Source organism: Microcoleus sp. D2_18a_B4 (assembly GCF_036702475.1).
Lineage (GTDB): Bacteria > Cyanobacteriota > Cyanobacteriia > Cyanobacteriales > Microcoleaceae > Microcoleus.
Genome location: NZ_JAUBTL010000013.1, coordinates 110,128 through 136,145 on the forward strand (window position 1 = coordinate 110,128; position 26,018 = coordinate 136,145).

General features: G+C 46.5%; 26 protein-coding genes. 13 read left to right on the plus strand and 13 right to left on the minus strand.

The window, feature by feature from the left end:
- Positions 1 to 161 precede the first annotated feature (161 nt).
- A complete protein-coding gene (locus QUB04_RS10605) occupies positions 162 to 1,277 on the plus strand; it encodes an N-acetylmuramoyl-L-alanine amidase-like domain-containing protein (protein ID WP_333283963.1) in 1,116 nt (371 codons plus the stop codon).
- Between the two features lie 281 nt (positions 1,278 to 1,558).
- Here QUB04_RS10605 and QUB04_RS10610 read toward each other — a convergent pair whose 3' ends face one another.
- From QUB04_RS10610 to QUB04_RS10620, 3 genes are all read right to left on the minus strand, one after another.
- Entirely contained in the window at positions 1,559 to 2,917 is a 1,359-nt protein-coding gene (locus QUB04_RS10610) for a D-alanyl-D-alanine carboxypeptidase (protein ID WP_333283965.1), read from the minus strand.
- Between the two features lie 507 nt (positions 2,918 to 3,424).
- A complete protein-coding gene (locus tag QUB04_RS10615; protein WP_333283967.1) occupies positions 3,425 to 4,693 on the minus strand; it encodes a transposase in 1,269 nt (422 codons plus the stop codon).
- A gap of 279 nt (positions 4,694 to 4,972) precedes the next feature.
- Positions 4,973 to 5,308 (minus strand): ribbon-helix-helix domain-containing protein, encoded by a 336-nt coding sequence (locus QUB04_RS10620; RefSeq protein ID WP_039886507.1) that lies wholly within the window; start codon positions 5,306 to 5,308, stop codon positions 4,973 to 4,975.
- 576 nt (positions 5,309 to 5,884) lie between these two features.
- Between QUB04_RS10620 and QUB04_RS10625 the strand changes: the two genes are divergently transcribed.
- Together QUB04_RS10625 and QUB04_RS10630 are read left to right on the plus strand one after the other, a co-directional pair.
- On the plus strand, positions 5,885 to 6,400 hold the full coding sequence (locus tag QUB04_RS10625; protein WP_333056402.1) for an HNH endonuclease: 516 nt from the start codon (positions 5,885 to 5,887) through the stop codon (positions 6,398 to 6,400).
- A gap of 266 nt (positions 6,401 to 6,666) precedes the next feature.
- Positions 6,667 to 7,065, plus strand: a complete 399-nt coding sequence (locus tag QUB04_RS10630) for an alr0857 family protein (protein ID WP_333283969.1) — start codon at positions 6,667 to 6,669, stop codon at positions 7,063 to 7,065.
- Positions 7,066 to 7,208: 143 nt separating this feature from the next.
- Here the strand turns inward: QUB04_RS10630 and QUB04_RS10635 are convergent, their stop codons facing one another.
- The 3 genes from QUB04_RS10635 to QUB04_RS10645 form a co-directional block, all read right to left on the minus strand.
- Positions 7,209 to 9,329 (minus strand): ShlB/FhaC/HecB family hemolysin secretion/activation protein, encoded by a 2,121-nt coding sequence (locus QUB04_RS10635; protein ID WP_333283971.1) that lies wholly within the window; start codon positions 9,327 to 9,329, stop codon positions 7,209 to 7,211.
- 24 nt (positions 9,330 to 9,353) lie between these two features.
- Positions 9,354 to 9,530 carry a hypothetical protein gene (locus QUB04_RS10640; RefSeq protein ID WP_333283973.1) on the minus strand — a complete coding sequence of 59 codons (177 nt, stop codon included), beginning with the start codon at positions 9,528 to 9,530 and terminating at the stop codon, positions 9,354 to 9,356.
- Between the two features lie 123 nt (positions 9,531 to 9,653).
- Complete coding sequence (locus QUB04_RS10645) at positions 9,654 to 10,520, minus strand: DUF928 domain-containing protein (protein ID WP_333283975.1); 867 nt, start codon at positions 10,518 to 10,520, stop codon at positions 9,654 to 9,656.
- A gap of 422 nt (positions 10,521 to 10,942) precedes the next feature.
- Here QUB04_RS10645 and QUB04_RS10650 point away from each other — a divergent pair, with 422 nt between their 5' ends.
- On the plus strand, positions 10,943 to 12,634 hold the full coding sequence (locus QUB04_RS10650) for a transglutaminase domain-containing protein (protein ID WP_333284007.1): 1,692 nt from the start codon (positions 10,943 to 10,945) through the stop codon (positions 12,632 to 12,634).
- 108 nt (positions 12,635 to 12,742) lie between these two features.
- Positions 12,743 to 12,883 carry a hypothetical protein gene (locus QUB04_RS10655; RefSeq protein WP_190736053.1) on the plus strand — a complete coding sequence of 47 codons (141 nt, stop codon included), beginning with the start codon at positions 12,743 to 12,745 and terminating at the stop codon, positions 12,881 to 12,883.
- 343 nt (positions 12,884 to 13,226) lie between these two features.
- Here QUB04_RS10655 and QUB04_RS10660 read toward each other — a convergent pair whose 3' ends face one another.
- Positions 13,227 to 14,213 (minus strand): aldo/keto reductase, encoded by a 987-nt coding sequence (locus tag QUB04_RS10660; RefSeq protein WP_333283977.1) that lies wholly within the window; start codon positions 14,211 to 14,213, stop codon positions 13,227 to 13,229.
- A 144-nt stretch (positions 14,214 to 14,357) separates the two neighbouring features.
- Positions 14,358 to 15,251 (minus strand): alpha/beta fold hydrolase, encoded by an 894-nt coding sequence (locus QUB04_RS10665; RefSeq protein WP_333283978.1) that lies wholly within the window; start codon positions 15,249 to 15,251, stop codon positions 14,358 to 14,360.
- Positions 15,252 to 15,423: 172 nt separating this feature from the next.
- On the opposite strand from QUB04_RS10665, the gene QUB04_RS10670 reads away from it, so the two are divergent.
- A complete protein-coding gene (locus QUB04_RS10670; protein WP_333283981.1) occupies positions 15,424 to 15,654 on the plus strand; it encodes a hypothetical protein in 231 nt (76 codons plus the stop codon).
- A 293-nt stretch (positions 15,655 to 15,947) separates the two neighbouring features.
- Positions 15,948 to 16,436: an anti-sigma regulatory factor gene (locus QUB04_RS10675; protein WP_333283983.1), complete on the plus strand. Its 489-nt coding sequence runs from the start codon at positions 15,948 to 15,950 to the stop codon at positions 16,434 to 16,436.
- 245 nt (positions 16,437 to 16,681) lie between these two features.
- On the opposite strand, the gene QUB04_RS10680 is transcribed toward QUB04_RS10675, so the two are convergent.
- Positions 16,682 to 16,957: a DUF6439 family protein gene (locus QUB04_RS10680; protein ID WP_006631172.1), complete on the minus strand. Its 276-nt coding sequence runs from the start codon at positions 16,955 to 16,957 to the stop codon at positions 16,682 to 16,684.
- Between the two features lie 228 nt (positions 16,958 to 17,185).
- Between QUB04_RS10680 and QUB04_RS10685 the strand changes: the two genes are divergently transcribed.
- Positions 17,186 to 17,551 (plus strand): DUF2203 domain-containing protein, encoded by a 366-nt coding sequence (locus QUB04_RS10685; protein WP_333103059.1) that lies wholly within the window; start codon positions 17,186 to 17,188, stop codon positions 17,549 to 17,551.
- 118 nt (positions 17,552 to 17,669) lie between these two features.
- On the plus strand, positions 17,670 to 19,061 hold the full coding sequence (asnS, locus tag QUB04_RS10690) for an asparagine--tRNA ligase (protein WP_333283985.1): 1,392 nt from the start codon (positions 17,670 to 17,672) through the stop codon (positions 19,059 to 19,061).
- A gap of 80 nt (positions 19,062 to 19,141) precedes the next feature.
- Here asnS and QUB04_RS10695 read toward each other — a convergent pair whose 3' ends face one another.
- The gene (locus QUB04_RS10695) at positions 19,142 to 20,623 is read right to left on the minus strand and encodes a pitrilysin family protein (protein ID WP_333284009.1); all 1,482 of its coding nucleotides are present in this window, start codon (positions 20,621 to 20,623) and stop codon (positions 19,142 to 19,144) included.
- 214 nt (positions 20,624 to 20,837) lie between these two features.
- Positions 20,838 to 22,433: a pitrilysin family protein gene (locus QUB04_RS10700; protein WP_333283987.1), complete on the minus strand. Its 1,596-nt coding sequence runs from the start codon at positions 22,431 to 22,433 to the stop codon at positions 20,838 to 20,840.
- A 282-nt stretch (positions 22,434 to 22,715) separates the two neighbouring features.
- On the opposite strand from QUB04_RS10700, the gene QUB04_RS10705 reads away from it, so the two are divergent.
- Together QUB04_RS10705 and QUB04_RS10710 are read left to right on the plus strand one after the other, a co-directional pair.
- Positions 22,716 to 23,333: a TetR/AcrR family transcriptional regulator gene (locus QUB04_RS10705; RefSeq protein ID WP_333083393.1), complete on the plus strand. Its 618-nt coding sequence runs from the start codon at positions 22,716 to 22,718 to the stop codon at positions 23,331 to 23,333.
- A gap of 24 nt (positions 23,334 to 23,357) precedes the next feature.
- Complete coding sequence (locus QUB04_RS10710; RefSeq protein WP_333283989.1) at positions 23,358 to 23,879, plus strand: GNAT family N-acetyltransferase; 522 nt, start codon at positions 23,358 to 23,360, stop codon at positions 23,877 to 23,879.
- Positions 23,880 to 23,887: 8 nt separating this feature from the next.
- On the opposite strand, the gene QUB04_RS10715 is transcribed toward QUB04_RS10710, so the two are convergent.
- Complete coding sequence (locus QUB04_RS10715) at positions 23,888 to 24,250, minus strand: hypothetical protein (RefSeq protein ID WP_333143275.1); 363 nt, start codon at positions 24,248 to 24,250, stop codon at positions 23,888 to 23,890.
- Between the two features lie 75 nt (positions 24,251 to 24,325).
- On the opposite strand from QUB04_RS10715, the gene QUB04_RS10720 reads away from it, so the two are divergent.
- The gene (locus QUB04_RS10720; RefSeq protein WP_333283991.1) at positions 24,326 to 24,496 is read left to right on the plus strand and encodes a hypothetical protein; all 171 of its coding nucleotides are present in this window, start codon (positions 24,326 to 24,328) and stop codon (positions 24,494 to 24,496) included.
- A gap of 258 nt (positions 24,497 to 24,754) precedes the next feature.
- Here QUB04_RS10720 and QUB04_RS10725 read toward each other — a convergent pair whose 3' ends face one another.
- Positions 24,755 to 25,117, minus strand: a complete 363-nt coding sequence (locus QUB04_RS10725; RefSeq protein WP_333283993.1) for a hypothetical protein — start codon at positions 25,115 to 25,117, stop codon at positions 24,755 to 24,757.
- Between the two features lie 120 nt (positions 25,118 to 25,237).
- Between QUB04_RS10725 and QUB04_RS10730 the strand changes: the two genes are divergently transcribed.
- Positions 25,238 to 26,018, plus strand: a 781-nt coding sequence (locus tag QUB04_RS10730; protein ID WP_333283995.1) for a cobalamin biosynthesis protein, incomplete at its 3' end; no start/stop codon positions are given.

The following is a 26,018-nucleotide window of genomic DNA, read 5'->3' on the forward strand; positions in this document are numbered from 1 at the left end:
AACTCGCACGATCAGTTTATAATAGGGCGGCATCTAAATGACAAGTGTATCGATCTAGTCCGCTGTTGCCAATTTTATCTGTCTACTAGGCTGATTGAGACTTCTAGTAATTGTAAAATTTTCAGGATAGCACTGAGTTGAAGCAAAATCCTTTGAAAAACATGAGAAATTTTTGGAGTCTGGCTGTTTTGGGATTTGCGATCGTCGGCGTGAATAATTCTTTGATACCTGATGTTTGGGCATTTCAGTCTCAATCTGCTGCGGGATATGTTGTCGATCGACAAACAGCAGGACAGGGCGCGGATGTAGCGTTTTCCTTGACGGGAGAAAGCGAAAATCTGGAGATAACAAACAAGCCAACTGTTTCCACTTTTCCGAGTATGTTGTGGGACTTCAACAATTTAGCGGAAATTTCCTATTCCGAATTGCTGAAAGTGCTGGCGAGACGATCGGACTCAAATAATTCAAATAACACGGAGAGAGAAACCGCTGCACAACCTGAAGACATAGCACGTTTTGAACAGGTTGTACAGTATGCAAAACAACAAAATTTGCACGATCGCTCGATGGGAGAAATCGTCCAGGCGATCGCCGATAAGTTCCAAGGATTGCCCTACGCCGCTGGTTTGCTGGACAAATCCGGCGAAGAAAAGTTGATCGTAACTTTGAATAAATTTGATTGCGTTTTATTTGTAGAAACCGTTTTGGCGATCGCCAGGGGCGTAGCAGTACAAGATTACGACTATCAAAATTTTGTAAATCGCATAGAAGAACAGCGGTATTTAAACGGTAAAATGAACGGTTATTGCAGCAGATTGCACTATTTTTCCGAATGGATTAACGACAATCAAAAACGGCAAACTGTGGAAAATATCACCGCTGAATTAGGCGGAGTGCCCATGAATAAAACACTAAATTTCATGAGTCAGCACCGCAGCAGTTACCCGCAAATGGCCAAAGACGAAGCAACTTATCAGTGCATAGTCAATCAAGAAGCAGAATTAGCCAAAACTACTGTTAATTACATCCCCACAAATCAGATAAAAAGTCTTTATTCTCAGTTAAAACCAGGGGATATTGTAGCGGTAGCCACGGATGTTAAAGGATTGGATGTCACCCACACGGGTTTAGTCTACCGCAATGCTGACGGCAATATGGGTTTAATTCACGCTTCCCCGGCTGGGGATGTGACAGTTGCTTACGACTTGCAGAGATATATTAGCAGAGTCGAAAGTGCGATCGGCATTGTAGTCGCTAGGGCAAAAACCCCTAATTAAATTAGTTTGTACTCCTAGGTTGCATCAGCTTGCATTATTTTAGCTGCCAATTCACAATTTCTGTACTGATATCAAATCCGGTAGCATCGGAATTATTCATCTCTGTATTCTCTCCCTCTGCGTTCTCTGCGCCCTCTGCGGTTAAATCATTCCGATGCAACCGGAAACGATATGACGCACCCTACCAAGTAGAGAAACCGGGTTTTTTGCCGAACTTGCGGGTTGCAACGTGTCTTTTTCTAAAAAAACCCGGTTTCTGGGCCCCATGCGTAAGCCTCAAATCAATTGACAATTTCGCTGCGAGATACCTTACTCTTTCTAGTAGGATTTGGCGTTAATTCGGGCGGCGAAACTTGAACACTTCCCCACTCATTCAAAAAGCTTTTCAGCAAAACCTCTTGCTGAGTGCGAAATGTCTCGACATTTGCCCCTCCATTCATAATCACAAACCACACAGTTTCTTGTTTTTGAGTTGGTAGCGCTCCGCCCAAAGCGCTAACATTATCCAACGTGCCAGATTTGACTACTGCTAATTGGGGAAGCGCCCGTTCTGCCAGTATTCCTTCATCTTTACCAACTACAGTTAAGACATCAGCAACTGTCATGCTGTAAGGTTCAAGATAGCGTTCTAAAGCTATAAACAACGCGCAAGCAGCCCGGGGAGAAATGAGATTTTCTTCGCTCAATCCCGAACCGTTGACGAGTTGAATTTCTGCGGGCGGAACTCCGGTTGCTGCTGCTGCTTTTTGCGCGACTGTTTTAGCGCCACCGACAGTATCAGCTAGCATATCTGCCATGAGATTGTTGCTGTACTGATTCATTTTTTTGATCAGTTCAGCAAGGGGCAAAGAATAATGTTTTACTAAAGGCTGCACGTCATTGGGAGGTGCTGACAAAACTTTTACAGTACCCTCAATTGCTATTTGGGGTTTCGGCGTATTTGGAGGCAGTGTTTGATACTGGGCGGCGGCTTCGCTGGGCCAGATTTCACTGTTTAATCCTTGTTTGAGCAATTCTCCCGATTTGAGGGGATCAAGTTCAAAGTTCATGTAAAACTTATCGACAATTATCAAATTGCCACTGACTCGCTTGATGCCTTTTTGATTTAAGGCGTTACCGAGGGCGATCGCCTCTTCCCAGACAAACAACGGATCTTCGCTTCCGCCAACAATTAAATCGCCTTTTAATACGCCGTTTTCAATTTTTCCCGTTGTACCAATTAAGGTAATAAATTGATGTTCCGGCCCGAATTGTTGCAGCGCTACGAGAGATGTGGCTACTTTGGTAATAGAAGCGGCTGACAGAGGAACGGTACCTTGATGATTGGCTAGCAAAGTATTGCCAGATTGTATCCAGACGCCTTGGTTTTCTTTTGCAAAACCTTGGGCTGCCAACTCGTTGAGATATTGCTGAATTTTGGTATTTGTGGGGGTTTCGGGATTGCTAGCAGAGACTATTAAGGGTAAGGGCTTCGGCTGACTTGGTTTAACCGGCGGCGGGGAAGATTCAGCTACAGGAGAGGGAGAAGATGCAAGTTGAGGTGATTCAGTAGCTGCACATCCGGCAATAATTGTGAGAAGGGCGATCGAACTCGCAGCAGTCAAGTAGCGGTTTTTCAGCATTACTTTAATTTTTTTCATAAAATGTACGATCGTCTGTCAGCACGCCCGATGGAAAGTTTAGCACTAGCCCGCGCGTTTTGGAGCATCCGCATCTGCGTTACCAGAATCCGGAAGCGCTGGCATTAGCTATTTTCTTCTCCATCTTTCTTCGCGCTCTACCCTACGGGAACGGCTTCGCCGAAGGCGTCTTCGTGGTTCGTTAAATAGATATTGTTTCAATACTGCGGGATTTTATACCAATAGCCCGGACTGTTTTTAGTTCGTAATCTGAAACCCTGAATTTTCGTTGGTAGCTCACATCTTGGATCATTCTCAAGAACAGGCAAGATGCCTGTTCCACAACAAGTGCAATTTTTTGTGGGGAGTAGGGGTTGGGCAGGAGAGCCCCCCCATAAAAAGCTTATTGAAAATGGTGCAAGATGTCAGTTGGTAGCGAACTTGCCGCAGATCCTTGAAACCCTTATTCTACGGTTGGTAATCAAAAACAGTCCGAAGTATTGTTATAGCTAATAAAAGTATAGTCATTTATGACATGACATGGGAGGCATCAAGTCCCTCCCCTTTCGCTTGTACTTTGAGCGGATTGACCCGCCTTGGCTGAACTACGCAGCTCTCTATCCCATTGCTGAACGCATTTGGGATTGCTTTTCTCAGAATATTGTAAGACCCGTTAACATCGGAGTTAATTAATTGACCTGCTGAGGTCTTGTACAAACCTCTTTTGATCCGCTTGCCAGTAAATACATCATCCTTATCAGTTTTTCCATAAACAGGAATTGGATCTAAACCGAGAAAATTTGATTGAGAAGTATAAGATTCTTCTTGCATAACGACCTTAATCCCCACCAATCGAGTTTTATATTCCAACATCTCAATTAGTCGATCATGGGGAATACTGACAAAATTTTGATTAGTTTGCTTTCCCAAATCAATCTCAGTTTTCCATTGTGCATTCTTGCCAATTACTAACGTCCCAATTTGTTTGGCGACCAAAAGGTCAACAATTAAACGACTGGTATGATGCAAGTAATTGTCAGTTTTTTGGTTGCGACAGCGAGTTAATCGTTGAATGCGGGGTGAACTCTTGCGACTTCCTTTCAATTGAGATTGTAACCGTGCTTTACGTTTGTTGTAGAACTGATTGATTGATTTTAATGGTCGCCCGTTAATCAGGAGAGGCGTAAAGCCCGGCTGATTTGAAGTTAACGCCGCTAAGTTATTCAGTCCTAAATCAATACTAGCTACGAATTTATCGTCGCTGGCGGTGGACTCCGGTTCATCGTATATTACCTCAATTACATAAGAATCGCATTTGGGAACCACTCTAACTTGACAGATTTGATCGGGATTTACTTTGGTTTTGATTGAGAGATGAGTACCCGAAAGCTTGACGATCCCTTTTTTTAATTGTTTGCTACTAATTGCTTGGATCGTGTAGACGAGAATGTTTCGCCCTTTGACCTTATCTTTGTACTTCGGCAGCTTTGGGCGACCAGTAAATTTAGAGGCATCAGTTTTGTAAGCTTTAACCGCTTCAAAAAACGATTTCCAATTCTTGTCCAATATCATCAAGATTTGTTGGCTGACTTTTGCGGGCATTGCCTTGTATGCTTGATGAGACTTCATCAAACTGTTCATCTCGTTGTAATTGATGTAACTCCATCCATAAACAAAACTCTGACGAATGACGTAGTTAGCAGCATTGTAGAGATTTTTGGATTTAAAAGCTAATTCATCAATCTCAGGGAAACGGTACTCCGTAGATTTAATGATGTGCCGCTCTGCTAGTTGCATTCAGAACTTCCTCGCAACATTTCTCTAACTTCTCTGACTAAAGGATACTACTATTGTTTATTGATGCTTACAAACTTAATGAAGTTTCACAATACAAGTTCCCAAAAATAATGCAACTCTAGGCAAGCTCCAAACCCTTATCTTATAAGCCATTCTAAAATCTAAAATCTAAAATCTAAAATCTAAAATCTAAAATCTAAAATCTAAAATCGTATGATCTTCAGCGCCTGGGGCCTTCACCCCAGGCCGATCGCTCTCACAAATTTTCGATAAACTGGTTTATCCGGCCATACTCCCTATACTCAGCGGCACCATTTCGCCGTGCATTGTCAGGCCTAATAACATCGGGCCGCCCGGTCGGATCAACTCTCCTGTAAGCGCGCAGCGTTCCTCCTGCTGTGCTGTGGCATTAATGCTGGCTCGAATATCCGATCGAGAAAACATCTGCCGATACTCTCCAGACTTCTGCTGCACGTAATTCCAGAGCAAATCTCGAATCAAAGCTTGATAGCCTTGATTGCCTGCGAGCTCTTTGAGTCTCTCTTTGAGTTCTCTTTCGAGTCGAATGCTGGTCACTTCCATTTCGGTGGTTGAGGTTCTAGGTAGGGTATGCATAATTTTTCTCCGTGACGGGTGGACATATGTGTAATATCAGTGTAGTATGTTTACAGCTAGATTGAAAGCCTCTTAACCACCTTCTGCCGACTTTGAAATTTCTCCCCACCTACTCCACCTATCAACTGAAGTGCGATCGCCCCACGGGTCGCTCCGAGTCGTCACGGCACGTCTTTAGCACGGGTTTTGCGACTGTCGCAGCGACCTCGTGGGCGGGCCGGGGCCTAAATAAACACGGTTATAGTGGATTAGGACAAATTGCAGAAATTAATTACAACGAGGTAGACCGGCACGGTCGGCAAGTGGCACAGCCATATCGAGATACGCGAAGCGGGAGGTACAGCTAAACTACTGTACCAAGACAGGATGAAAATTTGCATGAAAGCAGTTTTTCTAGCCCCCGCTTCTAAGTAAGAGAAGCGGGGGCATTTGATTGGATATTTGAGAAATTCGATCCGCTTGGGGAACTGGGAAAAAACCAGATGTAGCCAATGTAGGCGTTGCACCGAAAATCCCAAATCCCAAATCTAAAATCTAAAATCTAAAATCTAAAATCCAAATGAGGAGGAGCAAGCCGTGACCGTAGTAACTGATGTATTGAGGCAATCTGTGGTGGTATTTTCTCAGAATTACCTACCAATGAGCCGTGTCAACATCAAACGGGCGATCGTACTGTTGGTAACAGGCAAGGCTGAACCTCTTGATTTTAGCATTGGCAACGGCTGGCTGGTGCGATCGCCCAGCACCAGCATCCACGTACCCGAACAAATCCGCTTGACTTTTGGTAACAGGGAACGCCTGTGGAAAGTACCCCCGGTTAATCGCCGGGAAGTTCTGCGCCGCGACGCTCATTCTTGCCAATACTGCGGTAGCAATCGGCATTTGACGCTTGATCACGTCATGCCTCGATCGAAGGGCGGCCCGCATACTTGGGACAACGTGGTGACTGCTTGCGAACGATGCAACTCTCGTAAGGGCGATCGAACTCCCGTAGAAGCTGGAATGTCTCTGCGAACTAAGCCGAAGGCCCCCATACACCCCACTGTTGCTTTTGCCGAACTGTTTTGGCACGAATACCAAATTGGGGAATAGGGCATGGGGCATGGGGCATGGGGCATGGGGCATGGGGCATGGGGCATGGGGGATTGGTAATTGGTAATTGGTAATAGCTAATAGTTAATAGCTAATTCAGTCCTGTAATTGAAAAGGATTTTAGTTCGGAATAGCAAACTTTTCATTCCTTCCTATCCAATGCCCAATTCCCAATTCCCAATTCCCAATTCCCAATCCCCAATTCCCGATCGCCAATTTTCAATTACCAATTTTTAACTTTCAATTCCAAATTTAGGGCTGTCAATATGCTGAAGTTGACTTATACTGAAACGGGCTTTAACCTAGAGCGTTTGGCTCAATCTCCCGAACAGTTAGTGGCGCTGCGAGTGGTGCTGGCTATGCGAGTTGGTCAAAGCATCAGCGTCGAACCGAGCACTGCGGCATTTTTGCTGCCCGCGAATTTGCCGGCGCTGTCTCTGTTGGAATCTGAGGCGCGCCGAAACGACAATGATGCGATCGCCCTTTGTGTTGCTGATGCTGACTTTGTAGAAGTGACTCTGCGCGGTACGTGGATTTCTGGCGCGTCTGAGGGGGCTGATGGGGTGTTTGCGACTGTGTTGGGCGATCGGGCAGAGCTCTTGCTGCTCAAACTCTGGCTCGAAACTCAGGCTGCTGCGGAGGTTGTCGGGGAAGTCGGCGATTAATATCGGATGTTGAACAAGGAAGAGGGAAGAGGGAAGAAGGAAGAAGGAAATATTTTCTTCATTTCCCACTCCCCCACTCTTCCCATCTCCCCTCTGCCATAACAGACAATTTGTATGGGTAGCAGAGCAGCAAATCGCTCATTTTAGGGCGTATAAATTATATTGAAGTAAATGCCGTTATCTTGCAGATTGTCGCCTTTATCGCTAATTCTCACCAAAGGAAAAGCGTAATCTACTCGCAGGTTCACCCGCTGTATCGGTTCCCAGATTACCCCTAAACCTAAACCTGCTAAAAATGTCTGATCGGTTAATGTATTAGGATTGTTCGCAACGTTCCATACCATACCCGCATCCAAAAAGGGAGCTAATTGAAGTTTGGGATTTCCCGAAGCATCGCGCTGCAAAGTAATCCGATCTTCGATGGAAACTCTGAAGCCGTTATCGCCAGAACGGACATTTTGGCGGTAGCCGCGCAAAGATTGTCCGCCGCCAATTACAAATTGCTGGGAAGGTAACAAACTATTAGCTGACAACTGCAAGTCTGCCTGCAAAATTAATAAATGTTTGTCATTCAATCGCTGTACTCGCTGCACTTGACCCAGCCAACTCAAAAATTGTCCGTCGGGATCGGAACCTTCGTATTCAGTAGCATCAAACAAGCTAGTGCCGATCGTAAATTGCGATCGCACGGCCCAAGCACCCTGGGGGTCGCGCCGAATGTAGTCCTGTCCCAGCTTAATTGCGCTCGTAGTGGTGACACCCTTGGACTCCTCGCGGATGCCAAAAGAAAACGGTTCGCCAGCGACAAAAGTTCTGCCTGTCTGATAAGTAAAACCGGCAGACAAGGCAAATTCTTCGATCGGCGTTCTCCGCAGTGGCTGGCGGTAACTAACTTCAAATAAATGCGATTTTCCCGAAATGTCAAAACGTTTAAAATCTGCTTGTACGATACTGTTGCGATTCGGCGCTGCCCTCAATTGCAAAGTGCCGTTCATCGCATTTAGCGGCACGCGATAGCTAAAATCAAACACGTCTGAATCGCCGAGCGATCGGTAATAAGCCCCTGCCAGTTCGTCGCCATTTCCTGTTATATTGCGGTGCCGCAAACTAACTCCCAATCTTTCGGAACCGACACTGGGAGGCGAGTAATTGTCAATGCTGAAACTAGGTTGAAACGGATTAGCTTCCGAGACTCGGACGATCAGAATGCTCTCGCCTTCATTATCCCCAGCCCGCAGACTGGCTTCTACATTGTCAAATAAAGGATCGACCCGCAACAGCCGGAGTTGGTCTTCTAATGAAGCTGTGCTTAAAGGCATTCCGGCACCGAGTCGAATCCGGCTGCGGATGTAACTCGGATGCAATCTTTTAGTTCCTTCTACCTCAATTCGGGCTAGCTTGCCTTCGATAACTTGAATTTGGACTACCCCTGCGGTGATAGTTTGGGGCGGCAAGACTGCTCTCGAAGTGATGTAGCCACGATTGAGGTAAATTTCGGTAATTTTGTCGGCGATTTGTTTGAGCTGTTCTAGGGTGGTAGAACGGCCTTCTAACGGGCTGACTAAGGCATTAATTTCATCTTGGCTTAAAATGGTGCTGCCAACTACTTGAATTTTCTGCACCTCAATTGCTGTATTCGGCAGCGTTGGGGGAACTGGCGACCGGGGCCCCGGCGCTACTGTGGGTGGTACTTGGGGAGGTTCTGGGGAAGGCTGCGGGGCCGGTTGCAGAAATCGATCGCGATTTGGATCGGGCTCCGTCGGCGGCGGTGGCAGGTTTGGAGGCAGCGAGGGTTGGTTCTGGGCTAAAACATGATTGCAATCTAGCGGGTTCTGACATTGGGGCTGGTTGTCAACCAGATTTTTTGCTACGGGCAAGATGCCCGTACCACAATCAATCAAACTGCTTGTGGAACAGGCATCTTGCCTGTTCTCGGTGGGGTTCGATCGTGTTTCTAGTTCAGGGTTGGTCTCGATAGAATCGGGAAGCTGATTTAAGTTTGTTGCTGTTTCATCCTGCTTGATTTCCAGTTTTTGCAGGGCTAATACTTGATTGCCCGTATCTGCTGAGTTGTCAGCAGCGACGGGCAACTGAGAAATATCCTTTGTTTGGGATATAGCTTTATTGGCATAAAAGCAAGCCATCGGCAGCGCAGTTACAAGTGAAATCCCCAACCGAAATAGTGCAATATTTGCATTCGGGCGCATAATTAATAATTTCTCTAAAATAAGTTTGTCGCCTGCTTGACTATGCCAGTTTATCATTTAGTATTAGGCGAAATTTGACCATCAAAATTTCCACAGTCCGGCTTTCAAGATGTCAGAAGTCCGAACTGCCGATCGGTACAAAAATTTTAATTTATTTAGGACGATCGACCAAACAACCCGCAACAGGCAAAAATCATCTGTGGCGCTGCCAAATACCGCGATCGAAACCGAGTTTTTCGTACTTGCTGCACCAGTCATACCATTTTAGATTTGAGATTTGAGATTTGAGATTTGAGATTTTAGAATTGCCAATGACTTATGGCTATCAGGGTTTGGGGCACGGGCCTACCGTTGCATTCTTTGCGTGAATCTGGTGTTGAATTATTTTCTGGTGATAGGTGTTAACTCACTTGCGACTAAGGGTTCTTGGGCTATTTTGCCGAGTTCGACTGAGTTGAGAACTGCTGACCACTGGCTCGCTAAACTGGCATCGCTGGGAGACTCGATACGCAATTGAGCTAGAGTTGCCAGGTACTCGTACCAGAGATTTTGTTGGGCGAAGATGCTGAGCTTGGTGAGATCGGACGATCGATCCAACTCTGTTTTCACGGTTGGGGCGAGTGCGGTGCGGTTGATCCACCCGGAAACGAGAACATCATCGGTTGTATTTTTTGGGTTGCATTTGATAGTAAAGTACCATTGATAGTTTTTGCCAACTTCCAGGGCTGGGGAGTTGTCGTCGGAGCCGAGGCTGACGCTAACTACACCTGCACGGCTAGTTACCATGCGAAAACTTTTTTTGTATAGTGTTTTGTCCTTTTCGTCTGCTAACTCAAACTGAACTGTTTTGTCGAGGGCTACGGGAAGGTAGTAGAAAAATGTTGGCTTTGCTGATATGGTTTGCCCCATAGTTGATTGGGGAATCAAGGCAGTTAAGGCAGTTGTGGCCGTGGGGCATTCTAAGCCGCGGGTTCCTCCCCCTTCCCGCCTTCCGGGTACTCCGTCCTCCGGCGGTTGAAAGCTATTCCACGCGGGTTCCAATTGCTGGCTGTTCGGTCTGCTTCCGCTTGGTTGGGCGGGTTGAACTGTTTGCCAGTTGAGGGGTAGCTGCGGTGGTGAGGCGCGCTGGACAATGTTTGCGGAGCTGTTGAGAGCCTCTGCTGGTATTAAAAAACTACCGGCGGCAACTGCCTCTAAAGACAGAATTAAGGAAAGAGCACCGATATTGAGAGCAGACTTCAAAGCCATGACGAACCTGCCTTTTGATGAACCTAGGAACTTTATCTCACGGTTTTATTCTATCCAAGGTTTTGACGGATCTAGTAATCTGTTGTACTTAATTTATATCTTCAGGCAGATACGATTATTTGGGTTGCTCTGCTCAACATAGAATTCTCTGTCGCGTTTGTCAGTGGTAGCTTAGTAGTTATACTTACTTCCATTCACGGCAGCAGGTTCGGTTGAGCTTGTTAAACCCAACTTGGACAAAGACTAATATTCCGGGTTTTTTAACTCAGACAAGAGGCTACAAGGCGTCTTTTCCTAACAACACCCGGTTGATGCGTCAATCATGGATATCAGGAAACTCGGCAATTTTGCTGGTGAACCTCAAGCGATCGGCTACAAGTTACAAATCAGTTTTTCTGTACAATACCGGCAAGAAATTTAGCATGAATCTCGATTCACCTGTTCTCTCGGACAAACAGCCTTCGGGGCTGCGGATGGTCAGACCCATCGGAGTCTTGGCACTGCACGGCATTGCTTTTTTAGGAAATAGGTTGTTCGCTGTCGATCGCGCCGAAGGGCTGCTATTGGAGATCGATCGAGAAACTGACAACACTACTGTTTTGAATCCTTATCAAACGGCTAAGTTTGCGGGCGCAACTGGGCTAGCTATTTCGGAAGATACTCTCTGGTTTGCGCGGGATGAGGATATTTGTTGCTGTCGGGGCGCAATTCTGGACGGGGCGATAACTGAACTCCAACCGGAACATTTTGTTTCGCTTTCTTATCCTGCTGACGGGATTGCTGTTTGGAAATCTACGCTTTATGTGACTTGCCAGAGATTAGCCTCGATTCTGGTTTTTGACCTAAAAACTGGTCGAGAAATTACTCGGTTTTATGCTCCCGGTATTGGGGTAGAAAATATCACTGTCCGGGATGAGGAAATTTGGGTTTGTGACAAGACTGAGCAAACTGTTTACTGTTTGGAACGGGGAACTGGGGAGATTAAATTTAGCGTTTTGACTCCCTTTGAGTCGCCTTCGGGTTTGGCTTTTCACAAGGATTCCGAAACCGGGGAAGATGTTCTGTACGTGGCTTATGCCGGGGATGAACTTTACATCCGGGATGACCCGAATTCGGAAGATCCTTTTCAGTTGACGAAGCGCGATCGCACTTTTATTCAGCCTTTGTCTTTTCACTACAATGAAGCCGAGCGCTACGCTTTGTCAAACGGTTTTTTGATGGAAATGTCTTATGTGGAGGAACTGTCTCCTCTCGATGAGGTAGAAATCGAAAATTTGGAGTGGCGGATTGCTTTGCCTTCGCAAACTCACCGACAAAAGGTCAGGAAAATTACGCCGATTGGAATGCCTTTTACTGAGGAAATTCAGGAAGGGGAACGGGTGGCGGTGTTTAAGTTCGATCGGCTGCAGCCTGGGGAACGCCGAATTTTTGGCTGGAAGGCTTTGTTAGAAGTTCGATCGATTAAGTATCAGTTGTCGCCTCGGGATGTCGAAAAGAGTCCGAAGCTGTCGCCGGAGTTTGCAGCTAAGTATTTGGTTGATAATGACAATTTGGCGATGGATACGGAGATTGTGCGATCGGCGGCTGCGGCGGCTATTGGTTCGGAAACTAACATTCTCAGGCAATTGCTGAGCATTCGTAATTTTGTTTACGATCAACTTTCTTACGGAATTAGACCTCACATTGACACTCCCGATATTGTGCTGCGCCGTGGTATCGGTTCCTGCGGCGAATACGTGGGACTTTTGTTAGCTTTGGCTAGGTTAAACGGGATTGCTTGCCGCACGATCGGCCGCTACAAGTGTCCGGCTTTTGCTGACAGAAAAGGTGTGTCGCTGGAGCCGGATTTCAATCACGTTTGGCTGGAATTTTACATTCCGGGTTTTGGCTGGGTGCCGATGGAATCTAATCCTGATGATATTCAAGACAGAGGCCCTTATCCGTTGCGATTTTTTATGGGTTTGGCTTGGTATCACGTAGAAATTGGCAAGGGAATCCGGTTTCAAGGTCTCACCAGCGGCGGTCTTCCTTTAAACAAGGAGGATGTTTCCGTGGGGAGTCTGGCAATTAATCATGTGAGGTTTACCATTTTGGAAGAGTTGCCAGCAGTTTGAAGGGAGTGTTAACAGTTAACAGTTAGCCGTCAACATTTAACTGTTAATTGTTAACATTTTTCATCTAAAATCGAAAGTAGAAAATGTAAAATCAGAGGAAGAGGCGTTGTGGAATTTTCGATTGCTAATTTTCTAGTTTTAGTGGCCTTTGTACTGCTGGTGACGGTGACTGGCGGGGTCGCTTATTTGACTTCTGTTGAGTGGCGCGATCGTAGGCGGTTAGATAAGGCTAAACGGAAAAAAAAGTAGCTTTTGGCTGTTGACAAATTGCATCTTTTATGATAACAAACAAGGCGAGCGGCTTGGCTCGCCTTGTTTTGTGATTTGAGGTATTTTCACCGCAGATGATATCAAGTTTGGTAACATAAACGTTGTAGGTTCGTAGTGAGGACTTGAGTTTTCATACAAAACTATGATTCATATCGTTTCCGGTTGGATCGGAAGGATTTAACCACAGAGAACGCAGAGAACACAGAGGGAGATAAGAGAGATGAATAATTCCGTGGATTTGAGATCGCGGGCGGGACGCCCGCGCCACAATAAAAACACTAAAATAAACACAGATGAAAAAGGGAATTTTGGAGTTGATCTCTTAAGTCCACTGTCGGAAAAATGTATTTTCTTCCCAAGCGGCGGCGGTGCGTTTTTCAAGTGCTGCCATTTCTGTTGTGTTTAGGGGTTTGAATGCTTGGGCGACTTTGAAGTTTTCTTCTAATTGCTTTACTGAGTCGGCGGCGATGACGCAGCAGTGCACGCCGGGAAGTGAAAGCGTGTAGCCCATTGCTTGGTGCATTCCATCTAAAACACCGTTCTCAAATAATTTGCCGTAAGCTGGTATTTTCATGGCTATGACGCCGATGTTTTTTGCTTTGGCCACTGGTAAAGCGCTGGTAACAAAGGAGCGCGGGTGATGTTTTTCGGCGGCGTTGAGGGAGATTAATGTTGTGTCGAAAGGATAGCGATCCAAGCCTGCGGCAATGATGGCTGGTTCGTGGTGTCCGGTGATGCCGGAAAAACGAATTATTTTTTGCTGTTTGGCTTCTTCGATCGCCTTTATTGCTCCTTTGGCACTGAAAATTTTGTCTAATTCTGTTTGGAATGAGACGTGGTGGAGTTGCCACAAGTCTAGCCGATCGGTTTTCAATCTTTTGAGCGATCGTTCTAAGTCTCTCCACGCCCCGTCTCTGTCTCTGGCGGCGGTTTTTGTGGCTAAGAATAGGCGCGATCGATATGGTGGCAAAACTTTGCCTAAGTTTTCTTCGCTGGGCCCGTAGTCGGCTGCCGTGTCAAAATAGCGAATGCCTAGTTCGATCGCGCGTTCAATTTGCGCCGCCGCTTCTGCTTCTCTTCCCGGCTGCGACAGCGGTGTTTGTCCGGCCCCCCCCAAACCGAAAATCGGCACTTTCACGCCGGTGTTGCCTAAGAGTCGTTCTGGCATTTTTACTGTGGCGGCCGCCTGGTTATTGGGTGCGGCTGCGATTTCTCGATCCTGCTGTTCGATCGCTTTAGCACCTGCAATGCCGCTGGCAACAGCTATACTGCTCAATATAAAATTGCGGCGAGTCTTTTTGCTGGTCATGGTTTCGGTCTCCTCAGAACATTTGAGTTGAAGTGAACCGCCTTTGTGTTCGCACGATACATAGATTTTTACCCCAAATCGGATCATTTTCCCCCTCTCCGAGGGAGGAGAGGGCTGGGGAAAATTTATCTATATGCCGATCGACTATTGGTCAATTATCCATGCGCGAATCAGTTCGTTTATCTGTTCTGGTACTTCGTCGTGGGGACAGTGACCGGCTTTGATAAAGTGTTCTGTCAACTGCGGATAGTGTTTGCGAAATTTGGCGCTTCTTTCTGTGGAGTTCATCCACGGATCGCCTTCTCCCCACAGCATTAGCAATGGGCAGGTTAATTGACTAAGTAATACGTCAATTTTTTCGCCTTGGGGTGTTCGGAATACGGAAGCGAATACTTTGGGGGCACCGGGATCGCAGGAGGGAAGGTAAATTTCTTCTACTAATTGGTCTGTGACGGCGCTTTGGTCGAGATAAACTTTTTCTAGGGTTTTCCGAATTGTCGATCGCTGGCGCACGTACTGGAACAGCAGAAAACTTGCCCAATCTTGCTGAAATAAGGTTTTAGCTACGGCAGATATGGCTTTTTGCAAGGGCGGGGCTTCGGGTGCGGGCTGCGGTTCGCTGAAGGGGCCGGCGCTGTTGATTAATATGAGTCCCGCTGCTGATTCGGGGCGCTGGGCTGCTACACACAAGGCGGCGTAGCCTCCGAGGGAGTTGCCGGCTAGTACGGCGGGCCGGCCGATGATGTTGGTGATAAAATCGTGGAGTTGGTCGCGCCAGAGGTCGCCGCTGTACTGCAATTCTGGTTTTGCCGATCGCCCGAATCCGATCAGGTCGATCGCCCACACTTCAAAGTCTTTGCTCAGGCCGCTGATATTTTTGCGCCAGTGGTCTGTGGAGGCTCCAAAACCGTGAATTAACAGCAGGGGAGGGCGTTCTGGATGCCGATCGCTGGATCGAACGTAGTATACTGAATGCCCCCGCCACTGCCAGTAAGTGCCGGCTATGGGGGCTGCGGTTATGGCTGGGGTTGCTTGCATAATGTAAAGAAATAATTATTTACTTTAACTATTGTATCGCGACATTCAGATTTATCTAGTTGGAACAACGCCCCGGAGTTTCGCCAGCAAAGGATAGGTCAATGTGGGCGAGTTGGGCTCTCGCGCTCGCCGCCACTCAGGCTTAATAAGTTTTGTAACGAATATTGATTTTGTGAGGGGCGCAGCAATGGGAGATATGTTGCCCGATCGCATTTGGGAAAATAAATCGGGTTTGGGCTGCAACATACCTAGGTATGATGATTTGGCTGTTTGGCGGCAACATCAAGTTCTGGGCGATGGCGCAAAGCAGCGGCTGCTAGGGTCGAACCTGATGGGCGAGGGTGAAGGGATCGACTTTTTTATAGTTATTTCCGAGCTTTTCAACGTGGGGATCGTTTGTTAGGTAGCTGTTAATGGCTTGGAGGATGCAGCCAGCCGTTTGGTTGCTAGTTGGCAAAAGCCGACCTCAAAAATTTCGCTACTGGAAGAAGTTATAAGTAGAATTACTGATGGTTCTCTGCAGAAGTTTCTCAGAATCGCAGAATATTTTGTGACGTTGTTTGCTGTTCTTAATTGCTTTGATACTCTAAGATAGAAGTAGAGCAGCGCCGCTCAATTAATTAGCATTTTGAATACTAGGGAGCCAACTATGCAGGGTGTGAACTTTATCCACCTGAAAGTTAGGGAGTTTTCTGAGTGATTGCTATTTCACCTCGTCCCGTCGGACGCAATTGGATTACGATTAGCTTCGCTTCTACTCTATACCTTTGTCCTATTTTGGATCTGCTCCTAGCAGAGGTGCCAGATTTCTGGCAAGCGGAATTGCGGTTGGGGCTTCAAGAAGCTTTGGTAAATGCTGCTAAGCATGGAAACAAATTAGATCCCGGTAAAACTGTGGGAGTCCGTTTTTCGATCGTCCAAAACCAATATTGGTGGGTGATATCGGATGAAGGTTCTGGCTTTAAGGCCCCTTGCAGTTGCAACCTTTATACCGATGATTGCGACAGTCTCCTCGCAGAGGAGGTTGCAGATAACTCTGGACTACCCCATGTGGAACAGGAATGTGGTAGGGGGTTGTTTATTCTTTACCAAATATTCGATCGGGTAGAGTGGAATTCTGAAGGTACAGAGTTACGGCTGTGCAAAGAACTTGCCAGTCCCTACCGGCTGCCGGGCTTGCGCTAGCACCCCTATTGGGCAGCAGTTTTCACCTCAGCTCGACCTGGAAAATTTTTCGTTTTCGGGCTCAAGCTTGCAGTGAGAATTTGAACGCTATGGCTATTAATAGCTGATCATAATGCAAAATGTGAGTTTTGAGTTAAAAAAGTATAAATCTTTTGAACTCACAATCGCGCTGCTCGATCGAGCGGCGCGATTGTCTAAGTTTTGAGCTACTAATCAAGTCAAAACTCAAGACTCAAAACTCAAAATTATTTGCCGTGGGTGGGGCAGGGAGGAGCAGATATCGATCGATCCAGCCATCCTGCTGCTTGGTTTAAGCGCGGGAGAGCTTCTTCGGGCTGTTTTTTGAGCAAAAAGACCAAAGCGGCCGCAGCTTGCTCGCAGGCCCGCGCGGAACGGTTGGCTTTGAGGCGGTGCCAATCTTTTTCGTGGATGGCGAGGCGCGCGGCGAGAGCTTGGGCTAGTTCTACCGTGCTCAGCTCGTTGAGGTTGACAGTTTGGGTTGTTTGTGTAGTTTCAAGCATAGGTGGTAAGGAAGAAGGAAGAAGGAAGAAGGAAGAAGGAAGAAGGAAGAAGGAAAATGCGATAAAATCAATGGTTTCAGCAATTAAAAACGTTTTAAATGCCGATAAAGTTGCTATACTTATCTCTATTTGGCTAGAGTTCCTTAATTTAGAAAATATACTGCATATAATAACAACTTAATTGGAAATCGGTTTTTTTTATTATTATTGTCAGGTTTGCAGATCGAAATGCCTCAACAGCCGTCAGAGTTAAATCCCGAAGAGCAAGAAAGTGAGTTTGTTCAAGCGCTCGCAGCAGTTGAGCGATCGCTCGCAGCAGTCAAAGAACGGTACACTCAAATCCAGGTCGATCGACAGCGCCAAGTCGAACTCGGCCATCGCCGCGAAGAAATCCGCCAGTCGGGGCGCCGAAATCCATTGCCCGAACTCAAAAAAGAATTGCGGGAAATTGAGCAAGAATTGGAAACTATCGAGTTGAATTTAGAAAGCAGCCTGTTTTCTTGGGGAAGCATAAAACAACCTTTTTGGCAAGCAGTTCGCTTTGGGGGGCTTGGCATTTTGATCGGTTGGATTTTGAAATCCTATGCAGGTTGAAGGATGTTGGAGTTAGAATTTTTGATTTTTTTATTTACCGCAGAGGGCGCAGAGGGCGCAGAGGAAGAGAAAAGAGAGAAATATGGTGCAAAATATTAAATAAACAGGAGTGGATATTATGACAAATCAACGAATAGCAGCGATTTTGCGCGCAGGTGAACCCGAGGAAACTGTAACTGTTCAAGGCTGGGTTCGCACTAAGCGCGAATTGAAAGATTTTGCCTTTGTCGAAGTCAACGATGGTTCGGCGATGGCTAACTTGCAAGTAGTCATAAATTCCGACTTGCCAGACTTTGAAAATGTACTGAAACAACTGAATACAGGTGCATCTCTAGAAGTGTCGGGAGTGCTGGTAGCATCTCCAGCAAAAGGACAGCGAATTGAGTTGAAAGCCTCACAAGTACAAGTTTACGGCGATGCAGACCCGCAAACTTATCCGCTGCAAAAAAAGCGACATTCCTTTGAATTTTTGCGGACAATCGCGCATTTGCGGCCGCGCACAAACACCCACGGTGCTGTTTTTCGAGTCCGCAATGCTTGTTCGGCGGCGGTACACCAATTTTTTCAAGAACGCGGGTTTTTGTGGGTTCACACTCCGATTATTGCTGCTAGCGACTGCGAAGGGGCGGGGGAAATGTTCGCCGTTACCAACTTTGATTTAAAGAATGTGCCGCGCACTGATTCGCAAGAGGTTGATTATGCTAAAGACTTTTTTGGAAAGCGCGCCTATTTAACAGTTAGTGGCCAGTTGGAAGCGGAAGTTATGGCGATGGCTTTCGGCAATGTTTACACTTTTGGTCCTACTTTCAGAGCGGAAAATTCTAATACTTCGCGGCATTTGGCGGAGTTTTGGATGATTGAACCGGAGATGGCTTTCTGCGATTTGCAGGGAGATATGGATTTGGCTGAGGCGTTTTTAAAGTACATTTTTAAATACGTTTTGGATCGTTGCCCGGAAGATATGGAGTTTTTCAACGAGCGCATTGACAAAACGGTTTTGGCTACGGCTGAAAATATCATTAATAATCAGTTCGAGCGGATTACTTATACGGAGGCGATCGCACTTTTGGAAAAAGCAGACAAAAAGTTTGATTTTCCGGTAAGTTGGGGCTTGGATTTGCAGTCGGAACACGAGCGTTATTTGGCTGAGGACTTGTTTAAAAAGCCGACAATTGTCAGCGATTATCCCGTCGGGATTAAAGCATTTTATATGCGTTTAAATGAGGACGAGAAAACCGTGCGAGCAATGGATGTTTTGGCTCCTAATATTGGGGAAATTATCGGCGGTTCGCAGCGGGAAGAAAGGCTGGATGTGTTGGAGCGGCGCATGGAAGCCCAGGGTATGAATAAGGAGGAATTGTGGTGGTATTTGGATTTGCGCCGCTACGGTACTGTGCCTCACGCTGGGTTTGGTTTGGGATTTGAACGGTTAGTGCAGTTTATGACGGGAATGGGGAATATTCGGGATGTGATTCCGTTTCCGAGAGCGCCTTTGAGTATTGATTTTTAGTTGAGGATCGTGGGGAAAAGAGGAGGGACACGGCATTGCCGTGTCCTTACCCGGATCAGCGACTCATAATCACAAATAAATTAAGTTGCTGGGGGAATTGTGATATCAACAGATTGCACTTTTACCGAAGTTCCCAAACTCGATAACGGCGGTTGAATTGCCTCCGTATTTCCAACTACTAATGTTACCAGATTCTCCGGTTTCAAATAAGTCTTGGCTACGCGCTGCACGTCGGCAATTGTTGCGGCTTCGATGCTGCGGCGGTAGCGAAAAATGAAATCTTCGGGATAACCGTAGTATTCGTAACGCATTAATCGCGACAAAGTTTGACTGGGATTTTCAAATTTGAAGATGAAAGAATTTAGGGTGGAATCTTTAGCAAAAGCTAATTCTTCCGGGGTAATTGGTTCGGTGCGGATACGATCGATCTCGGCGCGAATTGCCTGGATCAACGGTACTGTGGCATCCGATCGCGTTTGGCCTCCAGCTACAAACACCCCCGGATAGTCATATCTCGGACTCCAAGCTGCGTATACTGAATAAGCTAAACCTTGGCGCGATCGCACGTTATTGAACAAACGGCCACCGAAACCGTTGAGAACCCCGTTCATCACGTCCAAAGCACCGTAATCTGGACTGCTGAGCATTCCGCCCAAATGTCCAATTTGCACGTAACTTTGACTTAATTGCGGCTGATTTACCAAAAATATGCCACCTTGATTTGCCGGCGATACCGTTGGTAAGGGCGGCACTTCTGCACTTTGACTCGGTTGCCAGTTGCCGAATTTTTGCTCGACGAGCGATCGCATTTTAGCTGTATCAAAGTCGCCAGAAATACCCAAAATCATATTCTTGGGGTGGAAATATTTCTGGTAGAAACTCACCAAATCGTCGCGGGAAATATTGGCGAGGGTTTTGTATTCTACCGTGCGCGCGTAAGGACTGCGATCGCCATAAATTAACTTTTCAAACTCGCGGCCGGTAATATCGTTAGGATCGTCATTGCGGCGGGCGATCGCACCTTGAGTTTGGTTCTTCGCTAAATCCAACTTTTCCTTAGCAAATATTGGTTCCCGAATCACTTCCGCAAATAAGTCAAATACGGGTTCCAAATCTTCAGCTAAAGCACTAAAATTAGCGCTGCCCGAACTAACATCAATCCCCGTTTCTACCGAAGCTGCTCGCTGTTCTAGCAACTGATTTAGTTCATCAGCCGTATGTCGGCTCGTGCCGCCAGTTCGCATCACTTCTCCCGTCAAACTTCCGAGTCCGATTTTATCGGCAGGTTCAAAGCGCTCGCCCGTGCGAAATAGCGCCGTTCCCCCGACTAACGGGAGTTCCCGGTCTTCCATAAGATACACCCGGATGCCATTTTTCAGCTCGAAGCGAGTGTATTTAGGCAGTTTAATTTCTGCCAGCGGGGGAAATGTTAATTCGTCGTAGTGTTTGGGTGCCGCCGCAAAGGAAGGTAACAAATTAAACGTGCCCAGTGAAACAGTAAAAAAGCAAAGCGATAGCAGAAATAACTTTACTTTTTTCAGTCTCAATTTAGTCCTTTTCATTCTTTCTCCTAAGTTATACATTCTGACAAATGTTGACTGTTCGCTGTTGACTGTTCGCTGTTGGCTGTTCGCGGAAAAGCTCACCACTGACAACAGATAAATGACAACTGACAACTGACAACAGATAACTGACAATTGCCAACTGACAACTGCCAACTGCCAACTGACAACTGACAACTGACAACTGACAACTGCCAACTGCCAACTGACTTCCTTAAAGCGGCAAAAGCTTACCAATCGTGCGATTTTCCGGGCGGAAAGTTGCCTGAGCGACACGCTGAATGTCAGCGGGAGTAACAGCCGCGATCGCCTCCAATTCCTTGAACAAATTTCGCCACGAACCGGTGTTTACTTGATAGTCCACCAGCGCAAATGCCATGCCCATATTAGAATTGAGCGATCGCAACAAATCGGCTCTCGCCTGAGTTTTCACCCGCTCCAATTCCAAAGCAGAAACCGGCTCTGTTTTCAGGCGCTCAATTTCCTTGCTCAAAGCGGAGGCTACTTCATCAACCGTGCGGCCTGGAGCAGTTTGAGCGTAAAATAACATCAAATTCGGATACTTTTCCCCCGGATAACCGCTGAAACCTTGAGCAGCCAGCGCCAATTGCTGTTGTTCTACCAAAGATTTGTAGAGCCGAGAAGTGCGGCCATCGCTGAGCAAAGAACCAATCATTTCATAAATTGCATTGTCGGGATGATTCATCGCCGGTTTGTGGTATCCTTCCAAATACCAAGGTTGAGTTTTTAATTGCAGCGTGACTTCCTTAGTTTGCGTTTGGGGAGGTTCGACAATCTGCAATTCTGGAGGGGCTGGTGAAGCCTTGTAACGGCCGAAATAAATTTGAGCGAGTCGCTTCACCTCCGAAGCTTTCACGTCTCCTACCACCGCAACAGTCAGCTTGCTGGGGACGTAGTGAGTGTCGAAAAACTTCTGCACGTCGCTGCGGGTGAGGTTTTTAATGTCTTCAGTGTAGCCAATTACGGGGCGGCGGTAGGGATGAGCAGAGAAAGCTTTGTTGGCAAAAACTTCAACCATTTGTCCGATCGGAGAATTCTCGGTTCGCAGCCTGCGCTCTTCTAAAATTACCTGTTTTTCTTTGTAAAATTCCCGAAATACTGGTTCTAGAAATCGCTCGGATTCTAGCGACATCCACATTTCTAACTTATTAGCTGGGAGGCTGTAAAAATACATTGTGGCGTCGGTGGAAGTAGCGGCATTTAGTCCGACTCCGCCTGCTTGTTCGACTATTTTGCCGAGTTCATTGCGCTTGACAAATTGCGAAGCTTCGGCTTCAACTTTGTCAAATTCTGCTTTTAATTGGGCGACTTCTTCAGTTTTGCCGCTGGCCTTGGCTGCTTGCATTTGCTCGAAAAGTTGGTCTTGTTTTTCTAGCAGCGGCTTTTCGGCTTGGTAGTCGGTAGTGCCGATTTTTGGCGTGCCTTTGAAGGCTAAATGTTCGAGATAGTGAGCGACTCCGGTTTGGCCGTCGGGTTCGTTGGCGCCCCCGACATCGGCGTGAATCAGAAACGATGCTACGGGCGCTCTGGGCCTTTCGAGTACGATGAATTTCATGCCGTTGTCGAGCCTAAATTCGCTGACTTGGCTGATTACTCGATCGAGCGACGGTTGAACAGAGACTGCTTGGGAGCCGCTAGCGGGGTTGGGGCGGGCGAGGGCGATTTCCGGCGAAATTCCCCACCACAGCAGTACAGCAGCTAGCAGGGAGGCAATGAATCGAGTTTGGCGATCGGGCGATTCCCTACGGGATAGCTTCGCTTCACGGGGTTTTTGGAACTGCGGGGTCATTCGATTTTAGATTTTAGATTTTAGATTTTGGATTGTCAAACAAAAAAATGTTTGTGCTCGGTGGCCAGAGATTCTTTTCTCAGGATAAAGATTTTTGGAGGCATAAGCGATCTGTTGCGCCGCAGATGTTAGGCTGATACAGCAAATCTCAAAAAGGGTCTGGGGCCCGGCGAGGAGTTTTAAGTTTGGGATAAAAGCCGCGCACAACTTAAAACTTAACATTATTTAGCGCTTCAGTCCCGAACCCGTAGTTCCAAGTCGCAAATTACCGATTGCAAAGCCATGCGAATTTTTAATCAGTCTCCTCCTTCTGAAACAGAAACCAAGAAGCGGATTTTACAAGCAGCTCAGCGGTTGTTTGCCCGCAGCGGATACGACGGCACGACAACTCGCGATTTAGCAGCGGCGGCGGGGGTGGCCGAGGGTACGCTATTTCGGCATTTTGATAATAAAAAAGCGATTTTGATTGAGGTGGCGACGGAAGGATGGGTGGAGTTGCTGACGGATTTGCTGACAGAATTAAGCGAAATGGGCAGTTACAAAGCAGTGGCTCAGGTGATGCGGCGACGGATGCTGAATATCCGCGAGAATAGCGACATGATGCGGGTGTGTTTTTTGGAGGCGCAATTTCACCCGGATTTGCGCGACAGAATTCAGTTGGAAGTCATCGGAAAAATGAGCGATGTTGCTGAGGCTTTTTTTGAGACGGCGATGGAAAAAGGAGTTTATCGGAAGATGAATCCGAAGATTGTCGCTCAGGTATTTTTGGGAATGTTTGCAGTCGCGGGCTTCAGTCAAAATACGATTATGGAGCCAAATGCTTCGCCGCAGGAAATGCAGGAAATGGCTGAAGGATTAGCCGATATTTTTCTGAATGGGGTTTTGCTGAAAGATGAATAATTAGGGCAACAGGGAAAAGTTGTTATGGGCAAAATTTTGGACTATTCTATTCGGCCGCTAACGCAGGAAGACGAGCCTTTTCTGTGGCAAATGCTGTATGAAGCGGCGCACATGGCAGAAGAAGGTGAATCAACGGTGCAAGCGGTTGTCAATCATCCTTTAATTGCGAAATATGTGAAGAATTGGGGACGTGCAAACGATCTGGGCTTCGCAGCGATCGAATTGAACGACAGCCAGCCAGTAGGAGCCGCCTGGCTGCGTTTGTTTACAGAGGATGACAAGGGGTTTGGCTGGGTTGACGATACTATCCCGGAATTGGCGATCGCCGTTCTTCCAGAATATACAAATCATGGTGTAGGAACGCAGTTGCTGGCTCGTTTGTTGTCAGCAGCAAAAGCATCTTATCGATCGGTATCCCTGAGTGTCAGAAGCTCGAATCGAGCCCTGAGTTTGTACGAGCGATCGGGATTTAAAGTAATTGACGGAAGCGAGAGAATCAACCGCACAGAAGGGACATCATTCACCATGAAAGTGGATTTTGAGTAAGTGAATTATTACTCTATAAATTGGTACATTTGCTGTACCCACTTCTCCCGATTATTCTGCCATTCATCCGTCACTACTTCCCAAGTTGTATTGCTTTCAAGTTCCAGCAAGAGACTTGATACTTCTTCCAGCGTCGATGCTATATGACATTCTTCTACCCAACTTTCACGGATCATTTTCCAGAGACTTTGTACCGCTTCTCGCTGATAATTTGATTCTAATTCAACTAGCAATTTGGCTAGGTGTTTTTCGTCACTTGCTGCTGACACCTCGCTCATCCAACAGTCGCGACGTTCTTTCCATTCTTCCCTCACTGCGTCCCAGTTTAGGTGGGCTTGAAACTCTAACAGTAATTGGTTTAGTTCTACCATATTAAATTTTGTCTTGTTTGCAGTTTGTGCTATAATGGTACAAATTTTATTGATTGAGACTGTTGGTTTTTTATAATGAGCAATTTTGCTGAGGCTTTTTTGGAAACGGCGAGGGAAAAACAAGTTTATCCAAAGATGAATCCGAAGATTGTCGCTCAGGTATTTTTGGGAATGTTTGCAGTCGCGCCCTTCAGTCAAAATACGATTAGGGAGCCGAATGCTTTTCGGCAGCAAATGCAGGTATAGCAATCCTAAATCATTTGTGTAATTCTTGTAGGGGCAAACCCCCCGTGGTTGCCCCATGAGGCCGGGGTAGGCACGGGGGCACTACCCCTACATCTTTTTACGATTCATTTAGGATTGCTATAATGGCTGAAGGACTCGCTGATATTTTTCTGAATGGGGTTTTTTTGCAGAAAGATGAATAATTAGTCATTACTCATTAGTCATTGGGAAATTTTAGAGCCGGAAAACGCAATATTTACAGGCTCTGACTCGTCGAAACTACTGGTTGAAATTGTGCATTTGCTGTACCCAAGTCTCCCGATTCTGCTGCCATTCATCAGCCATAGCTTCAGAATTTATATTGGTTTCAAGTTCCAGCAATAAACTTGATACTTCTTGAACAATCGATGCTCCCAGACATTCTTCTACCCAACTTTCCCGGCGCTCTTGCCACTGAATATCCACCGATTCCCACTGCAAGTTAGATTCCAATTCAACTAGCAGTTCTGCTAGATATGTCAGGTTAACTGATGCTGCCACATCGCTCACCCAACTTTCCCGGCGTTGTGTCCATTCTTCTATAAGTCCTTCCCATTTGAGGTTGCTTTCAAGCTCTAACAGTAACTGATTTAGTTCTACCATCTTAAATGTTGGATTTTTTGTAGTTTGCGCTACAATTTTACCAAAATTTTCACTAAACAGAGTGTTAAGTTTTTTTTAAGATTGCGGGATCAGTGAAACTACAGAATAGATAACTGAATAATGAGCGATAAATTTACTTTAGATATGCTAGACATTCCCAGCGGCTGGCGGCGCGGCGAAGGTGACTGGACAGGAGTGGCGGCGGCTATGGCTAGAGGGGAAACTGTAGAAGTAATTCAAGAAGTTGGTTCTACTTTGTGGCAAAACAGTCTGCCAGAAAAACATTCTTTGTATTGGGAGGGGGAAAATCTATGCACTATCAAAGCCCGAATTTGGATTAGTTTCACCCAGAGAAGATTTTCGCCGGAATCTGTTTTGCCAAAAGTTCAGTGGCATCCGAGAGTGTTGTGGATAGGGATAGGTTGTGAACGCGGAACAGGGCGAGAATTAATCGAAACTGCGATTCAAAATGTATGTCGCGGTTATCATTTAGCGGAAAGTGCGATCGCAGGTATTGCTACAATAGACACTAAAGCAGGTGAAGTCGGCTTGCTGGAACTTTGTCAAGCGCGAAACTGGCCGTTAAAAACTTTTGCTGCTGACATTTTAAGTTCCGTAGAAGTCCCCAATCCTTCAAATATTGTAGTCAAACAAGTCGGCACGCCCAGCGTAGCAGAAGCCGCGGCACTTTGTGCGATCGAACTAATATCTTGTACCATTCTCAACAACAGGCAAGATGCCTGTTCCACAATTCTCAACAACAGGCAAGATGCCTGTTCCACAAAGAGTGAATCTGCTTGTGGGGTGGGCATCTTGCCTGCCCATACCATTCTCAACAACAGGCAAGATGCCTGTTCCACAATTCTCAACAACAGGCAAGATGCCTGTTCCACAAAGAGTG